This is a genomic window from Mycobacterium kyorinense (assembly GCF_001672775.1).
Taxonomy (GTDB): domain Bacteria; phylum Actinomycetota; class Actinomycetes; order Mycobacteriales; family Mycobacteriaceae; genus Mycobacterium; species Mycobacterium kyorinense_A.
Window position 1 is genome coordinate 1 of sequence record NZ_LZKJ01000123.1, and the last position, 18,573, is coordinate 18,573.

General features: G+C 64.1%; 7 protein-coding genes. 1 reads left to right on the plus strand and 6 read right to left on the minus strand.

Annotated features, from left to right (window positions below; genetic code table 11):
* From A5707_RS24960 to A5707_RS13425, 5 genes are all read right to left on the minus strand, one after another.
* The coding region (locus A5707_RS24960; protein WP_156657897.1) for a non-ribosomal peptide synthetase at positions 1-6,071 on the minus strand (6,071 nt) is incomplete at its 3' end.
* Positions 6,058-10,623, minus strand: a complete 4,566-nt coding sequence (locus tag A5707_RS24965; RefSeq protein ID WP_065014956.1) for a non-ribosomal peptide synthetase — start codon at positions 10,621-10,623, stop codon at positions 6,058-6,060. The genes A5707_RS24960 and A5707_RS24965, both read right to left, overlap by 14 nt.
* A 575-nt stretch (positions 10,624-11,198) precedes the next feature.
* Entirely contained in the window at positions 11,199-12,533 is a 1,335-nt protein-coding gene (locus tag A5707_RS13415) for a hypothetical protein (RefSeq protein ID WP_065014957.1), read from the minus strand.
* A 177-nt stretch (positions 12,534-12,710) separates the two neighbouring features.
* Entirely contained in the window at positions 12,711-14,096 is a 1,386-nt protein-coding gene (locus tag A5707_RS13420; protein ID WP_065014958.1) for a hypothetical protein, read from the minus strand.
* 193 nt (positions 14,097-14,289) lie between these two features.
* Complete coding sequence (locus A5707_RS13425; RefSeq protein WP_065014959.1) at positions 14,290-15,558, minus strand: glycosyltransferase; 1,269 nt, start codon at positions 15,556-15,558, stop codon at positions 14,290-14,292.
* A gap of 177 nt (positions 15,559-15,735) precedes the next feature.
* Here A5707_RS13425 and A5707_RS13430 point away from each other — a divergent pair, with 177 nt between their 5' ends.
* Positions 15,736-17,376 (plus strand): GMC oxidoreductase, encoded by a 1,641-nt coding sequence (locus A5707_RS13430; protein WP_065014960.1) that lies wholly within the window; start codon positions 15,736-15,738, stop codon positions 17,374-17,376.
* Between the two features lie 36 nt (positions 17,377-17,412).
* On the opposite strand, the gene A5707_RS13435 is transcribed toward A5707_RS13430, so the two are convergent.
* On the minus strand, positions 17,413-18,411 hold the full coding sequence (locus tag A5707_RS13435; RefSeq protein ID WP_156657900.1) for a Gfo/Idh/MocA family protein: 999 nt from the start codon (positions 18,409-18,411) through the stop codon (positions 17,413-17,415).
* Positions 18,412-18,573: the final 162 nt, after the last annotated feature.

The window sequence follows — 18,573 nt, forward strand, 5'->3', positions numbered from 1 at the left end:
CGCGCCACCCCCAGCACTTGGGCGTAGATACCGGCAAGGATTTCCTCAACGGCGTTGGTCGGCGCCCGATACTCAGCAGCGGTGTACTCCGGCGCGGGCAGCGCGCGAATATCCAGTTTGCCGTTGACCGTCCGCGGCAGCGCATCCAGCACTACCACCGCCGCGGGCACCATGAACGCCGGCAACCGCTCCGCCAAGGCAGCCCGCGCGGTCGCTGGCTCGGCGGTCCCTGTCGCATAACCGACCAGCCGCTTATCACCAGGGCGGTCCTCACGGGCAACCACGACCGCCTGCTCGACACCGTCGACTGCGGCAAGCGCGGCCTGCACCTCACCCAACTCGATGCGGTAACCGCGGATCTTGACCTGCTCATCAGCACGGCCCAGATACTGCAGCTGCCCGTCGGGACCCCAACGGACCAAGTCACCGGTGCGATACATCCGGGCCCCAGCACCCCCGAAGGGACACGCCACAAACCGCGACCCGGTCAACCCGGGCCGACGCCAATATCCACATGCGATGCCCCGCCCGGCCGCATACAACTCGCCGACTACACCCGGCGCCACTGGACGCAACCACTTGTCCAGCACGAACAATGCCGCCCCGGGCACCGGGGCACCGATCGGCACTACCCCGGACCCCGGTATCAGCGGCGCACTGATCGTCACAATCATCGTGGTCTCGGTGGGGCCGTAGGCGTTGAGCATCACCCGCCCCGGCGACGCCCACCGGTCCACGATCTCCGCCGGGCAAGGCTCACCGGCGACGATCAACATCGCCGACTCCAACCCCTGCGGCGATAACGCCGCCACCGCAGATGGCGTCTGGGCGAACATATTGACCCGTTCGCTAACCAGCAAGGCGTGCAAGTCTTCCGGTGACCGTGCTACCGAATCGGGTACCACCACCAGTCGCCCGCCCTGCAACAAGGACCCGAAGATCTCCCAGACCGAGGTGTCGAAGGCCAAGGTGTGGTACTGGGGCCGCGCCCCCGCGTAGGGCAGTGCGACGTCCGGCGACGCCACCAGTTGGGTCACGTTGCGATGAGCGACCGCAACGCCTTTGGGCGTCCCGGTGGTGCCCGAGGTGTAAATCAGATACGCGATGTCGTCGGCCGCAGGTGCCGCCAATGCAGTCGAAGGCTGGCTGTCCACTGCGGGGTCGGCGACATCGATGATCACCAGGTCATGCCCGTCGAACCGCCCGGCCAGATCGGCGCTGGTGACTGCAGCGATCGGCGCTGCATCAGTCACCATGAACCCGATCCGCGCATCGGGATGGCTTGGGTCGATCGGCAGATACGCTGCACCGGTCTTAAGCACCGCCAGGATCGCCGCGACCGCCTCGGCCGAACGTTCCAACAGCAACGCCACACATTGCCCCGGACCCGCACCTCGCTCAACCAACAAGTGCGCCAACCGATTCGAGGCTTCATCGAGCTCGCGATAGGTCCACGCATTGTCTCCGCACACCAGTGCGACCGCCTCCGGCGCACGGGCCACCTGCGCGGCAAATAAGGCGGGAATCGACTCCGACACCGTCTCCGGCTGCGTCAATACGGCCCGGTTGCCCCACCGATCCAGCCGGGTGTACTCCTCAGCATCGACCAGATCCACCGTCGACACCCGGCAGGTCGGTTCGGCGGTCATCGCCGTCAACACCCGCTCCAACCGCTCGATCAGCGCCTCGACGCTGGCCGCGTCGAACACATCGGTGCGAAATTCCACCGCTCCGCCGATACCGGCAAGATCGCCGTCCTCGGTGAAACACTCCGACAACGAGAACGCCAGATCCATCCGGGCGGTGTGGGTGTCCACCGGCAGCGGGGTGACGTGCAGATCACCCAAACTCAACGAGGCGGGCCGATTGTTCTGCCAGGCCAACAACACCTGGATCAGCGGGTGGTGGGCGCGGCTTCGGGTTGGGTTGAGCCGCTCGACGAGTACCTCGAAGGGCACGTCCTGGTGCTCGTAGGCGGCCAGGCTGCGCGCGCGGACCTGCTCCAGCAACTCACCCACGGTGGGATCGCCAGCCACATCGACCCGCAACACCAACGTGTTGATGAAAGAGCCCACCAAATCGTCGAGCGCAGGATCGCGGCGTCCAGCGATCGGGAACCCCACCGCCACATCGGAACTCGCGCTGATCTTCGACAACAACACGGCCAGAGCGGCCTGCACCACCATGAAACTGGTCGCATTGTGCTCACTGGCTACGCTGCGCACCCGCTGCTGCAATTCGACCGGCCAGTCCACCGTGACCGTGGCGCCACGGTAGTCGGCAGTTGGCGGGTAGGGCCGATCTGTCGGCAGCTCTAACCGCTCCGGCATCCCGGCCAAAGCGCCTTCCCAGTAGGCTAATTGGGACGCGATCAAGCTCTCGCTGTCGTCGAGATCACCGAACTGCGTACGTTGCCACAACGTGTAATCGACATACTGCACCGGCAGCGGCGACCAACCCGGAGCCTGCCCGGCACACCGGGCGACATACGCCACCCCCAAATCAGCCACCAACGGGGCGATCGACCACCCGTCGGCGGCGATATGGTGCACCACTCCCACCAGCACATGCTCATCCGCGCCGAGGGTGAAAAGAGTTGCGCGCAACGGGATCTCAGTCGACAAATCAAACGGGTAACGCGTTGCTTCGCCGATGGCCTCCTCCAGCCGGCTTGCCGGCCAGCCGCTGGCATCGACAACAGTCCAAGCCAACTCAGCGATTTCGGCAGAAACGACCAACTGCTGGGGCACGCCGTCCGGGGCGGCAAACAGCGTCCGCAAGCTTTCATGCCGGGCCACCACGTCGCTCAGCGCGGTACCCAACGCCTCGGCATTCAACTGCCCACACAGCCGCAACGCCACCGCCATGTTGTAAATCGGCGACGGTCCCTGCAACTGATCCAAGAACCACAACCGGTTCTGGGCAAACGACAACGGCACCACCGCTGGCCGCTCACCGGCCACCAACGGCTCTAAGCCACGTCCGTCACCACCTAGCCGCGACGCCAACTGGGCAACCGCCGGCGACTCGAACAAGATTCGCACCGAAAGGGCGGCATCCAAAGATTTGTTGACCGCAGCGATTACCCGCATCGCCGAGAGCGAATCTCCGCCCAGCTCGAAGAACGAGTCGTCGACGCCGACGCGCTCGAGTCCGAGGACTTGGGCGTAGATGCCGGCCAGAATTTCCTCGACCGGGTCACTCGCGGCGCGGAAATGATCGACATCCTGATACTCCGGCGCCGGCAGAGCCCTCTTGTCCAGCTTGCCGTTGACCGTCAACGGCAGCGCATCCAGCACCACCACGGCCGTCGGCACCATATAAGCAGGCAGCCGTTCGGCCAGCGCGGTGCGCGCGACCGCCGGGTCGGCGCTCCCAGTGACATAACCGACCAGACGTTTGTCACCCGGGCGGTCCTCCCGGACGACAACCTCGGCCTGCTGCACACCGTCGACCCCGGCCAGCGCCGCCCGCACTTCACCAAGTTCGATGCGATAGCCGCGGATCTTGACCTGCTCATCGGCACGGCCCAGATAATCCAACTGCCCGTCAGCGCCCCACCGCACCAGATCGCCGGTGCGATACATCCGTGTTCCAGAACCCCCGAACGGGCAAGCCACAAACCGCGTCGACGTCAACCCTGGCCGGCGCACATACCCATACCCAGCGCCGGAACCCGCCACATACAACTCTCCGACCACCCCGGCGGGCACCGGTCGCAACCAGCGGTCGAGCACCAGAAATGCGAGGTGGCCCAGCGGCCCGCCAATGGGGCTGGCGTTGCTGTCGACGTCGTCATCGACGATCACCCGAAACGAGGCATGCACCGTCGTCTCGGTGGTGCCATACATATTGATCAGCTGCGGCAGACCCGGGTGGTGATCCAACCAGTTCCGAAGACGGGGCGGCTCCAGCGCTTCACCGGCAAACACCACCGCCTCGAGTTTGAGCTGTTCGTCCAGTTCTGGTGCCAGCGCAGCGGCGGTCTGCAATGCATAAAATGCCGACGGAGTCTGGCTCAACACGCTGACTTGCTCGCTGATCAGCAAGGCGTGGAACTCTTCCGGCGAACGCGATACCGACTCGGGCACCACGACCAAGCGCCCACCATGCAGCAGCGCGCCCCAGATCTCCCACACCGAGACGTCGAACGCCAGCGAATGCCATTGCGTCCACACCCGACCCGCCAGCTCCAGGCCCTCGCCGGCGGCCTTCAGCAACTCGATGACGTTGTGGTGGGTGATGGCCACCCCCTTGGGAACACCGGTGGTGCCCGAGGTGTAAATCAGATACGCGATGTCATCGGCTGCCGGCGCGGGCAACGCGGTACACGGATAGGTATCGATGCGAGGGTCGTCGATATCGATGATCGGCAGATCATGTCCGTCCAGCCGGTCGGCCAACCGGGTTGTGGTGACCGCCGCGACCGGCTCGGCATCACCGACCATGAATTCCATCCGCGCCGACGGCACCACCGGATCGATCGGCAAATACGCCGCCCCGGTCTTGAGCACCGCCAAGATCGCCACGATCGCCTCAATCGACCGGGGAAACAGCAACGCCACGCGCTGACCCGGACCCACACCCTGATCGACCAACAGGTGCGCCAACCGGTTAGCCGCCTCCTCCAGCTCCCGGTAGGTCATCGACCGGCCTTCGAAGGACAGCGCCACCGCGTCGGGATTGAGCGCCGCCTGCGCCCCGAACAACTCCGGAATCGACATCGCCGGCCCCGCCGGCGCCGTCAACACCGCTCGGTTGGCCCACCTATCCAGCCGGGCATGCTCACCGGCATCCAGGACTTCCACCGACGACAGTCGTTGGGTGGGGTCGGTGGTCATGGCCACCAACAGCCGCCGCAGACGCTCGAATAGTGCCTCGATGCGGTCCGCGTCGAAGACATCGGTGTCGAATTCGACGCGGAGTCCCAGCTCGTTGCCGGGGAGCGCCTGCACTGCAAGCGGGTAGTGGTTGTATTCGCGGTTGCTGAACTTGGTGACGGATAACCCGTCGACGTCGGACAACGCGTCGGTGTCCAAGGGGTAGTTCTCGAACGCGAAAAGCGTGTCGAAGAGGCGTTCCTGGCCGGTGACCCGGTGGATCTCGCTCAACGCCAAGTGCTGGTGTTCGAGGGTGTGGCTGTAGGCCGTCTGCAATTGGTTGAGCAGGTCTGCGGTGGTGGTAGCCGCGGTGATGGTCGCCCGCACTGGCACCGTGTTGATCAACAGACCCACCATGGAGTCCGCGCCGGGCACCTCGTCCGGTCGCCCCGAGACCGTGACACCGAATGCGACATCGTGTTGCCCGGTCAGGGAACTCAGCAGTAACGCCCAAGCGCCCTGCAGCACAGTGTTGACGGTCGTCTGCTGCGAGCGGGCCAGCTCGCTGACCGCGCGGGTGATCTGCTCAGGTAGTCGAAACGAGGCCACACCTCGTTGCCCGAGGCCCAACCGATCCGGTGGCCCCACCAAGGTCGGGGTCTCAAACCCGGCCAGCACTTCACGCCAGGCCGCGCTGGCGGCGTCGCGATCCCGGCCGGCCAGCCAGCCGACAAACCGGCGATACGGCGCGGCCGCGGGCAGCCACTGCCCGGTGTAGCTGGCAAAGATTTCGCCCAGCAGGATCGGCAGCGACCAGCCATCCACCACGATGTGGTGGATGGTCAGCACAAAGCGATGCTGGTCGGCTCCGGTGCGGACCAACGCCGCCCGACAGGCCGGCTGCTCGGCTAAGTCGAAGACCGCTGCGCGCTCGGCAGCGCACAGCTGCTGGATCTGCTCCTCGACATCGGTGTTTTGGTCGAGGTCGACGTAACGCCACGCCGCCGCCGGGTCGGCGGGGATGATCTGCACCGGATCGCCGAATCGTTCCCAGAAGCGGGCCACCAGGTTTGGGTGGCGGTTGACCACCGTCTGCACCGCCTCATGCAGCCGGTGCTGATCGAGCGGGCCGCTGATGGTGATATCGAGTTGCACCGCGTACAGATCGTCGCCGCTACCCTGCGCGGTGCCGGCGTGAAAGAGCAGGCCCTGCTGCAGGGGGGTCAGCGGTAAGACGTCAGCGATCCGCATATTGACGCTGGAGCTCGTCGATCTGCTGCTGACTCAGCCCGACAAGCGCGAGATCAGAGGGCGTCAACCCACCCCCGCCGCCGCCCACATGTGCGCAGATACCGGCGAGGGCTTCAAACCACAACCGGCCAAGCCGGCTGACCTGCGATTGATTCAGCGCCGACGGCGCCCAGGTCCAGTTGGCTTGCAGTTGCGGCCCGGCGTCGGTGTCGATGGTGGCGGCGTTGAGGTCCACGGTGTGCATCAGCGGCATGGGCACCGCCGCGGCAGCGGCGGCCAATGACAAGCTTTCCGGGCTGATCCGCCAGAGATCACTGGACATCTCGGCCGCCGATGCGCCCAGACGACCCAGATAGTTGAATCCGACCGCCGGCTCGGGCCCGGCCAAGTCCACTTCGGGGCTCAAATAGCGCAGCACGCCGTAGTTCACACCTTCGGGGAGTGCCCGAAGCTGTTCTTTGGCGTCCTTGACCAGCGCGCCCAGCGCAGCTTCGCCGCTTCTTACCTGCGCCCAATTCAGTCCAGCGACGGCCAACGCCACCGGGAATTTGGTGGTGAACCATCCCACGGTACGAGTCAGGTCCACATCGGTAGCCAACTCCTCGTCGCGCCCATGGCCTTCGACGTCGATGCCGATTGGTGCGCTGGCCGTGCCGTAAAACTCCGCCAGCGCCAAGGCGAACCCGATCAACAAGATGTCGTGTACCCCGGCATGAAATGCTGCCGGCACCTCACCAAGCAGCACCTGGGTGGTCTCGACATCCAGATCCATCGACAAGCGCCCGGCCGTGGCGTAGGTATCCACCTCGGGTCGCACCGCCGGCAGCACCGCAGGCGTCGCCGCCACCTGCCGCCAGGCGTCGGCCTGCTTCAGGACCGCCGGTGTGCGCGCGTACTCAGCCAACGCCGACGACCACCGGGCAAACGACGTCCCACCGCTCGGCAATTCCACGGACTGTCCACTGTGATGCTGGGCCCAGGCAATGTTGAGGTCTTCCAAGATGATTCGCCACGACACACCATCAACAGCCAGGTGATGAACGATCAGCGCCAACTGCCCTGTCGAGCCGGCCCACAACGCGCTCAGCATCACCCCTGCGGACGGGTTCAACAACGACCGCGCCTTTGCCAGCACCTCGTCGCTCAACACATCCACCGATCGCAGGCAAGCGCCGGCATTCACTGACCCCACTTCGGGCACCTGTAACGACCAACCCCCGGCGCCGTCGTCGTCGACGCGCAGCCGCAGCATGGCATGGCGGTCGATCAACGCCTGCAGCACCACTTCCACATCGGCCTCGGTCACGCCGGCCGGGACGTCCACTACCAACGTCTGGTTGAACTGATCGACCGGACCGTCGACACTTTCCAGCCACCGCATGATCGGGGTGGCCACCACTGGCCCGACCCCGTCATCGACGGCACCAGATGTGCCGTCGGCCACCCGGGCCACCCGGGCCAGCCCGGCCACGGTTTGCTCGACGAAAATATCGCGTGGCCGGCACACCAAACCGGCAAGTCGGGCCCGCGCCACGACCTGCATCGACAAAATGCTGTCTCCACCGAGTTCGAAGAACGAGTCATCGACTCCGACCCGCTCGACACCGAGAACCTGGGCGTAGATGCTGGCCAGAATCTCCTCAACCGCACTGTCCGGGGCGCGGTAGCGATCGACATCCTGATATTCCGGAGCCGGCAACGCCTTTTTATCGAGTTTGCCGTTGACCGTCAGCGGCAGCGCCTCGAGCGCCACCACCGCCGCCGGCACCATGTACCCCGGCAGCCGGTGGGCCAGTTTCGGTCGCGCTGTCGCCAGATCGGCTGTGCCGGTGACATAACCCACCAGGCGCTTGTCGCCGGGACGGTCCTCGCGGGCAATGACCACCGCCTGCTCCACCCCGTCCAGCTCGGCTAGGGCCGCGCGCACCTCACCAAGCTCGATGCGATAGCCGCGGATTTTGACCTGCTCGTCGGCGCGGCCTAGATAGTCCAGTTGGCCGTCGGCGCCCCAGCACACCAAATCCCCGGTGCGGTACATCCGCGCGCCGGCCTCCCCGAACGGGCAGGCCACGAATCTCGACGCCGTCAAACCGCCCCGGCGCAGGTAGCCGTATCCAGCGCCGGACCCCGCCACATACAATTCTCCGACCACGCCCGCCGGGACCGGCCGCAACCAGCTGTCGAGCACGAAGAAGGCGAGGTGCGTCAATGGCCCCCCGATGGGACTGGCGCCGCTGGCGACATCGCTGTGAAGGATCTCCCGAAACGAGGCGTGCACGGTCGTTTCGGTGGTGCCATACAGGTTGATCAGGCGCGGCAGCCCTGGGTGATTGTCCAACCACGTCCCGAGGCGCTCAGGCTCCAGCGCTTCGCCGGCAAACAGCACGGTCTCAAGCTTGAGCTGATCACGAAGCTCAGGAGCTAACGCATCGGCGGTTTGCAACGCATAGAACGCGGACGGTGTCTGACTGAGGACGGTGACCTGTTCCGTGCTCAGCAAGGCATGGAAATCTTCCGGCGAGCGCGCCACCGCCTCAGACACCACGACCAGCCGCCCGCCGTGCAACAGCGCACCCCAGATTTCACATACCGAGACATCGAAAGCCAACGAATGCCACTGCGACCACACCTGTCCCGCCAGCTCGAGGTGGGCATCCAGCGACTCCATCAGCTGCGTGACGTTGCGATGGGTGACGGCCACACCTTTGGGAACGCCGGTGGTGCCCGACGTGTAGATCAGGTAGGCAACGTCGTCCGCCGCGGGCGCCGGCAATGGTGTGCCCGGGTACGTCTGGATTTCGGGGTTTTCGACATCGATGACCAGCAGATCGGAGCCATCGAGCCGAGACCGCAGGCCCGCGGTGGTGATCGCCGCGATAGGCGCGGCGTCGGCGATCATGAACTCCATCCGCGCTGGCGGCGCCGCCGGGTCGATCGGCAAATAAGCCGCCCCGGTTTTCAAGACCGCCAGAATCGACATGATCGCCTCAGCGGAGCGCGAAAACAGCAGTGCCACGCACTTATCCGGGCCTACGCCCTCAGCAGCCAATAGCTGCGCCAACCGGTTCGCGGCGTTATCAAGCTCGCGGTATGTCCAGGAACGCTCCCCGCAAACTAGCGCCACCGCCTCGGGGGCACGCGCCACCTGCGCGGCAAATAAGGCTGGAATCGACGCCGCAGGCGATGCGTTTGCCGTCAACGCAGCACGGTTACCGACCTCATTCATCCGGGCATGTTCATCGGCGTCCAGCACATCGACAGACGACAACAACCGCGCGGGATCGTTCGCCATCTCCAGCAATACGCGCTCTAGGCGCGTCACCAAACCGGGGAGATCGCAATCTGCAAATAACTGCCCAGTACCGGGCGTGCTGAGAAACAGCTGGTCGTCGTCCCTGAAGAAAACCAGCCTAAACTGATCGCCCAGGCCATCGTGCGTCAAGGTCGCCGATACCGCAGAACCTGCAAGGTCCGTCATATGCGTAGTCGGAATAAAGTTAACCGCTACTCGTTTCGATGCCTGCTCAGCGCTGCCATGGGGACGCGCGGCGTTTTCGATGGAGCGCGTAGGGAACCGCTGATGCCGCAGCGTCTCGCGGATTCGGACATCGACATGTTTGCAGAAATCGGCAACCGTCGCGTTCGGCGAAGGTTTCAGAACCAGGGGAACCACTCCCGAAATCATTCCGGGAACGAGCTTCACCTCGGGACGCACGCGCCTGCTGACAGGAAAGTCGAACACGACGTCCGAACCCTCGGTGTCGCTACCGCCCACTAGCAGCGCACACGCCGCCGTAATTACCGACGAGCGACGCATGCCCAGCGCCTTCGCCAGCTCGTCTATGCCGGCAACGGCAGACGGGTCCAATTTAATTGGCGCAGAGGAGTCATCGCGGTCAGGTCCGCCGCCGTTGCGCACCATCCGAGACGCCGCGTCGCTTTCCGGCGTCAGCTGACTGGCCCAAAAGTCCTGGTCATCGAGATAATCGCTGGAAGCTTCGTATTCCGACTCGCACGCAACCAGCTCATCCAGCGACCCGAAGAACCCAGGCGGGATCGGCGTGGCAGAGGCAAGCGCGTTGTAGACAGTCGCAATCCGATGTAAAACAAGAGCAAGGCCGATTCCGTCGACCACAATATGGTGGCAGCAGACGAAGAAATAAGATTCGTCCGGCCGGGTCTGCAGCAATGCGAATTTGAACAAAGGGCCGTTCAGCGGCATGAGTGTTCGTTGAATCGACGATGCCAATTGGTAGGCGTCCTGTGCAGGATTCTGAGAATCCATCAGGTCGTAGCGAGCCAGCTCAACGTCCGGGTGGTCGACCACCTTTTGGAAAACCTGGCCGCCCACCTCGTGAAAGGTGGCTCTCAGCGGTTCGGCCTCATACACCACCTCGCGGATCGCCGACTCGAATAAGTCAGGGTCTATCGGTCCCGCGATTTGAACAAATACGCCCAGTTGCCACTTGGCCCCAACAAGACCCGTTTCCTCGGCAAGCCATATATCCAGCTGACCGCGCGTCAGCGGAAGTCCACCGTCGTCAGGTTCCATTGAATCTCCCCCAAAGCCATGTGGTTTGACTCCACAATTCTCAGAATTCCGCGCAGCCGTAGCCCCGGGCAATTCTTCGCCGAATATCAGTCAAGTTCCGTTCGATCTGGTCCGAGCACGCAGCGCGGTTCACCTCCCCGTGAACCGTCCGTCAGCCGGCCCGAACATCGGCGAAAGTCAGCCACCGGCTGGGTTGCTGCACGTCGATGCCCAAGACCGACGAGCTGCCGTCGCGATCGCAGCGACTGACGCTCCCCGGGCCCCTGCACCCTTCTGTTCGACATGAGTTAAACTATACGGTAGTGCAAGACCGTCGGGTTCGTCCGGGTTTCGACGAAGTCCATAATGCCACATCATCCGGAGGCCTCGGGCAAGCGCGGGTTCTAGCAGCGGTGACTTCCGGTGAACTGCGGCAATACGTTTGGCTTTCCGGTCTGCGCCGTTGAGCAAGCACTACGCCGCGGACGTGCAGTTTTTCCCGCGCTCGCAGGCGCCGCGACCCTACACCACTTCATAGCCCATTGCCCCCGATCGGGGCTCTGAGCCGGGTGGATCCGGGCGCCGGGGCCAGGCGGTTACTGGCGCGTGCCGGTGAGCGAGAACTCGTTTAAGGCGCTCACGAGATCGCGACGCAAATCCTCTTTCGAGTTGGGACGGCCCGGCTGATAACCCGTCACCGAAACGAAGACATGCCCCTGTGCTTGTCCGGAAAGCAAAAACAGCCGTCCCCCGAACCGGTCGAGCATCGCGGTGGGAACGTGCGAGTTGAGAAGTGTCATCGCGAACGTGTCGGCGTCGGTACCGTCGACGCGGCCGGCGGCCGGGTTGACCACCCCGACGTTGGATGAGACAGCTCCGACCGCACCACCACCGCCGCGGCCGGCCTTGAGGAGCAGCTGCTTAGGCACCAGAGCCAACAAAGGGACGATTGACATCGCTGCCCGCTCGTCATCGCGCATGTCTCGACTGGTCAGCGCTTGCCTCACCGCGGCCCGGATACCCTGCAGATCCGTCGTCGCAGGCGCAGGATCGACCGCGACAATGACATCACCGAGCGCGTTGGCGCGCGTATCACCGGCGACGCGCTCGCTGACCGGCATCCCCACGGTGATCGAACCATCGGCGGTAATCCGCCCAGCGCGCTGACCCAGCCGGGCCGCTAGCCCCACCAGCAACGCATTACTGGTCCCGCCGAGCGCCCGTGCGCGAGCCTCCCACTCGTCGGCCGGTACGAAAATCGTTGCCGTTGGCAGGCCGATGAATTCATCGGCGCCGGCGGGCAACTCAAGCGGCTTGGCCGCCCGCGAGGCGGCAGCTTTGGTGCCGCCTCGGCCATGCCGGGCGACCCGTAGCGCGGCAGCAACACCGGGGCCGATGGCGCGGATGTCGCGCGCGGCTTGGCGTGCGTCCTCACGCCACGCCTGCCACCACCCTCGCGACCCGGCGGCCGGCCAACTAATCGGGTCCTCGCGTCCCAACGCCGCATCGGCCAGTGCCTCGCACAGACCCACCCCGTCGATCAAGCTATGCGAAACGACCAGGCTCACCCCAGCACCACCGTCGGTAAACGGCATCACGGCTAGGTGCCATCCGGGTCCGCGCTCGACATCCAACGGTGTGCGGGCTTGCTTCCAGAGCCAAGCATCGAATTCTGCCCGCGGTTGTCCCGGAGCGATCTCCAGCTCCGAGGATCGACCGGCCGATATCCAGCGATGGCGGCCAATCCGCAGTGGCGACCGCTCGATGCAACGCGACAACCGCCCCCGCCGAAGGTGGTCGTGGAACCGCTGCAACCCCTCGAAGTCAACGGGGTGGCTATACACCCAGACACACTGCAACTCGGTGGTAGCTCCGGTCAGTTGCGCGATGTCAAACGCCGCCTGGTCGACCACATCAAGCACATTGCCCATCTTCGTACCGTACTTCGCGCCATGCCGAGAGATCGGTTCCACCCTGAAATGAAATGACACCGAAACCGCGGTGTTGCAACATAATCGGCTTCGCAGCCCTGAACATCGTCCACGCATACATCCGGTGGCAGTCCTCGATGATGCCGGAATCCTGGGAATAGTCGCGGGGCAGGCGCGTCAATCGCCTGGATCGTGGAGCTGACGTGGCGGTTCCTTCAATGGGATGTGATCCTGGTGCGCTCCGAAGTGCGTGCCGGCGAGCGAAAAGTCGCTCAAGGCCCTCGACATTTCTTGTCGCAAACTATCGTTCGTGTTGGGATGGCCTGGTTGATAACCAGTCACCGAGATGGAGACATGTCCACGCGCTCGCCCGGCGAGCAAGAACAGCCGTCCACCGAACCGGTGCATCATCGCCTTGGACACGCCCGAGTAGAGAATCTTCATCGCGAAGTAGTCGGCGTCTGTGCCATCCGGTCGGCTCGTGGCCGGATTGACCACGCCGAGGTTTGACGAGGTGACACCGGCAACCACGGTGATCATTCGTCTGAAAAGTCGCTGCGGCAAAAGGGGGACAATCGATAACAGTGCTCGACGCTCATCGGCCTCCTCCCCGTAGTCAATCAGCGCTTGTTTGACTGCGGCCCGGATCTCGCGCAGGTCTGTCGTCGCATGTGCAGGGTCGATCGCGACCGCGATATCGCTATTCGCGTTGGCGCGAGTATCGCCGGCGACGCGCTCGTTGACCGGCATCTTCAGGGTGAGCGAGCCGCCTGCGGTGATTCGTCCCAGTCGCTGGGCCACGTGGCCGGCCAATCCCACAAGCAGTGCATTGCTGGTCCCGCCGAGTGAATGTGCGCGGGCCTCCCACTCATCGGCATCGACGAATATCGTTGTCGTTGCCAGCGTTACGGGTTCGTCCGCTCCGGCGGGCAGCGTCAGTGGCCTGGTAGGCAGCGGTGGGGCAGCTTTTGCACCCCGGCGGGTACGGCGGGCTAACCGGACCCCGGCGACGACGGCCTGGCTGATGCCGCGGGTGTCGCGCCCGGCTTGGCGGGCATCCTCGCGCAGCGCCGGCCACCGCCGCCGCGACGCGGCCGCCGGCCAACTGATCGGATCGTCGCGGCCCAACACCGCATCCGCCACCGCCTCACACAGCCCCACGCCATCGATCAGACAATGTGAGACCAGCAAGCTCACCCCGGCGCCGCCATCGGTAAACGGCAGCACCGCAAGATGCCATCCAGGTCCCTGCTCGCAATCCAGCCGCGCGCTGGCCTGCTCGCCGAGCCAGGCGTCGAATTCTTCCCGGGGCCGTGGCGCCGCGACGACCTCCATCTCAGATGAGCGCTCAGCTGACACCCAGCGGTGGCGGCCAACCCGCAACGGCGACCGCTCGATACACCGAGACAACCGCCCTCGCTGAAGATGGCCATGGAACTGCCGCAGACCCTCGATATCGACGGGGCCGTCGTACACCCACAAACACTGCAACTGGGTGCTGACTCCAGTTGCTCGCCCGATATCGAACGTGGCCTGGTCGACGAGATCGAGTACGTTGTCCACTTTCGTAGCCTACTTCGTGGCGTGTACCGACAGGCCGACTCTAGCTCTGAAATAGCGCCGAAATAGCAACGCGTTATTAAAGTGACTACTGGTACTTGTCAGCAAAGCTTTTTGAGCCAAATTAAACGAATTCGCTTTCCAGCCCCTCGGGCATGGGCCGTCACAAATCATTGCGGCGGCCCGCTCTCCCCGATCAGCTCACATGCCGCAAATGGGCGGTACGTTCCACAAGATCAGCAGCGGCCGCAACGCTTTCGGCGGCTTTAGTCATCTGGGTCGCGATCTCGCGAGCCCGGCTGGCGTAGTCCGGGGCGAGGACGGTGCTGAGGTCCGCGACAAGCGATTCCTGGTTAGTGCTCGAAAGACGCCGGGCGAGGCCCACTTTCAACTGTTTGACGCGTGACCCCCAGAGCGTTTGATCGAGGTCCGTCGAAAGGATCAACGTGGGGACCCCGGCGCGCAGCCCTATGGCAGTGGTGCCCGTGCCACCGTGGTGGACGATTACGCGGCAAGCCGGAAAGATAGCAGCATAGTTCACCGTGCCGACCATCTTGACGTGCTCGAAATGGGGAGCGCCGCTGAAGTCGGTCCCTGCAGAGCAAATCAACGCCCGCTCGCCTAACTGCGTGCACGCCGCGCTGATCATCGAGACCGTGTCGGCGGGTGATTCGACAGGAATGCTGCCAAAGCCGAAGAAAATCGGCGGTGGTCCCGCGGCAATCCATGAGGTGACCTGCTCATCGGCGTCGGTTGGCAACTCCAACGTCAGCGCCCCGACAAAAGGACGTCGCCCATCGAATTCCGCCCATTCAGCTGCTAGCCCAGGGAAGCACACCTCGTCGTAAGCCTGGATCTCCAACGAGCCACGTTCGGCGATCCGTCGCGTCCAAGGGCGAGTTGCCTTTGGTAGCCCTAATTCGCGGCGCTGCACATCCTCGAACTTCTTCTCCGCGCGCCAACCCAGCCAGTCGAACGCCTTCATTAGAGAACGACTTAACGGCGGGGGCAGGATTGGCAGGAGTTGGCCGCTGGCTCGGACGGGAAAATAATGCAGCGTGGCCAACGGAATGTCGTAATACTCGGCGACATTGGCAGCGGCGCCCTCGAAATTCAGGCTCGTGCATAGCAGATCGGCCCCGTCCGCCAACGACTTCAGCGTGGTGCTGATCTCCGTCCAGTACCGGGTAACGGGCTCCCGAACTTCGCGCCGCAACCTGATCAGATCATGGATTCTCCAAGGCTTGCTGAAGAATTGCGTCCAGAACTTGCGGTGGTCGTCCAAAATGCTATGCACATCCGGACCGGTGGCAACCGCCGCCAGCCCAGCCGACTCGACGAAGCCAACCAGATCCGGTGGGACGGCCATGCGCACGTCGTGCCCCCTGCGCAGCAACTCACGGCCGACAGTGACGCAAGGCTCGACATCGCCGCGAGTTCCAAAGCTTGCCAGCACAAATTTCAACGGGGTCCTGACCTTTCACTTCCGGTGCCCGTAGGCATATTCAAGGGTATCGGTCATGTTTAGGTAGCTCCCACGTGCGGCAAGGGGAAGTTCGGCCTGCCTGTGGCAGTAGGTGGTAGGTTCGTGATTCGCCCAAACTGGGCAAAGCTTGGCTATCGTCCCCTGAGGAGCTCCTTTTTGGTTGACGGCGACCTGACCGCGCGCGAGGCGGAACGCGTTGTGTGGGACGCGATTGTGGTGGGCACCGGCATGGGGGGCGGGATGCTGGGCTATTCGCTGGCCCGGTCCGGCCGCAGGGTGCTGTTCGTTGAGAAGGGCCGCTCAACACTGCCGGGCGTGCCCGGGATCATCCGCGCTTCGATGCCGGAATTGGCCGAGCCGCTGGCGGGCCGTTCCGCCGAGGCCTATTACGACGCCCTGGCCCGGGCCGGACGCTCAATCGACGAAGTCGAAGACATCAGTGGGCGCTTCTCGCGGCGGTTCGTGCCGTTCCTCGGCAGCGGGACGGGAGGGTCGTCGGGCCTCTATGGCATGGTCTGCGAGCGCTTTTTCGTGCGCGATTTCACTCCGCGGCAAAATTTCCGCGACCCGGGCGATTCGACCGTGCCGGATGCCTGGCCGATCAGCTACGACCAACTGCGCCCCTGGTACGCAGCAGCGGAGAAGCAGCTGGGAGTTCGCGGCCAACCCGATCCCTTACGACCGGAGGCAAATGATGTTGGGCTGCCCGCGGCGCCGCCGTTCTCGGCAGACAACCAACCGCTAGTCGAGTATCTGAGAGGCCGCGGACTGCATCCCTACCACCTGCCGATGGCCTGTGATTACACCGATGGTTGTTCCACCTGTCAGGGCTATCTGTGCCACCAGTCCTGCAAAAACGACGCCGCTCGTAACTGCCTGCTGCCGGCCATTACCGAGCACGGCGCGCACCTGTTGGCCGAATGCCGGGCCGTGCGCCTGGAAGCAGACGGCAGGCAAGTCCGCCAAGTGATTTGCGAGAGCGCCTCCGGCATGTTGGCGCTGAAGGGCAAGGTGGTGGTGCTGGCCGCCGGTGCGCTGGCCACCCCGCTGCTGTTGCTTAATTCACGTTCGGGTGATTGGCCACGCGGATTGGCCAATGGCTCAGACTTGGTGGGGCGCAACCTGATGCGCCATCTGATCGATTTGATCGAGATCTGGCCCCAACCCGACTGCAAGATCACCGCCCAAAACAAGGAGATCGGCCTCAACGATTTCTATTTTTGGGAGGGAGAGAAATACGGCACCGTGCAGTCGTTCGGCTCGATGCTGCCCATCGAGGTGTTGAGCACCGGCCCGGGCTGGCGGGCGAAGGCGCTGCGCCTGATGAATCCAGCGGTTCGCTGGGGCTATGAGCGGTTCTTCAACGGCGGACTGGTATTGGCATCGATCACCGAAGACCTGCCCTACCTAGGCAACTGCGTCCTGCCATCCGACCGCCCAATCTTGAACGGCCGCCAGCGGCTGCGGCTTCAGTATCGTCTGCACGCCAGCGAGATCGAGCGCCGCAAAGTGTTTATGCGGCAGTTGAAAGAGGTGCTCCAGCCGTTTCGCAAAGTCACCTTGCGAGATGGCGAAAACAACGCCTCCGTGGGCCATGTCTGCGGCACGTGCCGCTTCGGTACCGACCCCAAAACCAGCGTGCTGGACCCACACAACCGGGCGCACGAAGTGGACAACCTCTATGTGGTGGACACCTCGTTCTTTCCTTCCAGCACCGGTTTGAATCCCAGTTTGACGGTCGCGGCCAACGCCTTGCGGGTGGCCGCGCACATGAACCAGGTGCATTTCACCAGCTGATTGCCTGAACGACCAACTGAGCTAAGGGATCAGCGTTCAGGCTGGCTTGCGCAACGGCAGGCCAGCAGCGCGATAGATCGCGTCGATGACGGTCATGTTCTCGACCGCGTCTTCTGGCGTCGTCTTCACCGGTGCGCCGCGCAGCACTGACGCAGCGAAAGCATCAAGCTGATACGCATAGGAGGCGCGCTTCGAGAAGCGCTCCACCCGCTTGCCGTCGGCTGAACGGACGGACAGCCGATGGAAAACCTGTGGTAACACCGGATTAAGCACACGTAGCTCGCCGCAGTCGCCAACCACTTTGGCGCTCACTCGCAGCAGATCCGACGACCACATCGAACAGCGAACGCGGCCAGCGTGTCCGCTCGCGAACCGCAACTCGGCCATCATGGCCCGGTCCACCTCCGGGTCACGCAACTTCGCCTGGGCCGAAACGACTTCCGGGGTCGAGCCGCCAAAGGTACGGGTCATGTGAACTGCGTAGCTTCCGGCATCCATCATCGCCCCGCCGGCAAGGGAGTAGTTGTAGCGGATGTCGGCGAATCTCGGCAGGGGAAAGCACAAGGCCGCCTCCACCCGCTCCAGTGTGCCCAGCTCGCCCGAGGCAATGATCTCCTCGACACGCACAGTCAACGGGTGGTAGCGGTAATGGAATGCCTCCATGACGACCCGGTCCGACTTTGCGGCCAATTCGGCGATCTCACGAGCCTCGGCGGCATTGGCAGTAAACGGCTTCTCACACAGCACGTGCTTGCCCGCAACAAGCGCAGCCCGAGTCCATTTGCCGTGCAGGCCGTTCGGCAGCGGGATGTAGACAGCGTCCAGGTCTGGATCGGCCACCAGAGCCTCATAGCTGGCGTGCACCCGGGCAATGCCATGTTTGGCGGCAAAGGCTTGACCACGAGACACGTCACGGGCAGCAATCGCGGACACCACCACCTCGGCGCTTTCCCGGGCCGGGCTGATGAGCGCCAACGGTGCTATGCGGGCCGCGCCCAAAATCCCGATTCGCACCGAGGCCTCGCGTTCAGGCACGGACCCGATGCTAGCAGGCAGTTCGGGTCACAAGTCTCGTGGTCTGCGGCGAAAAGGCGTCGACCGCCTTCAGGCAAAGCGGTTCGACCCGAACTGCCTGCTAGCCTCGGGTCCCAGCCTGAACGCCCGGCCTCGGCGCGAATCGGGATTTTCGCCGCGTCC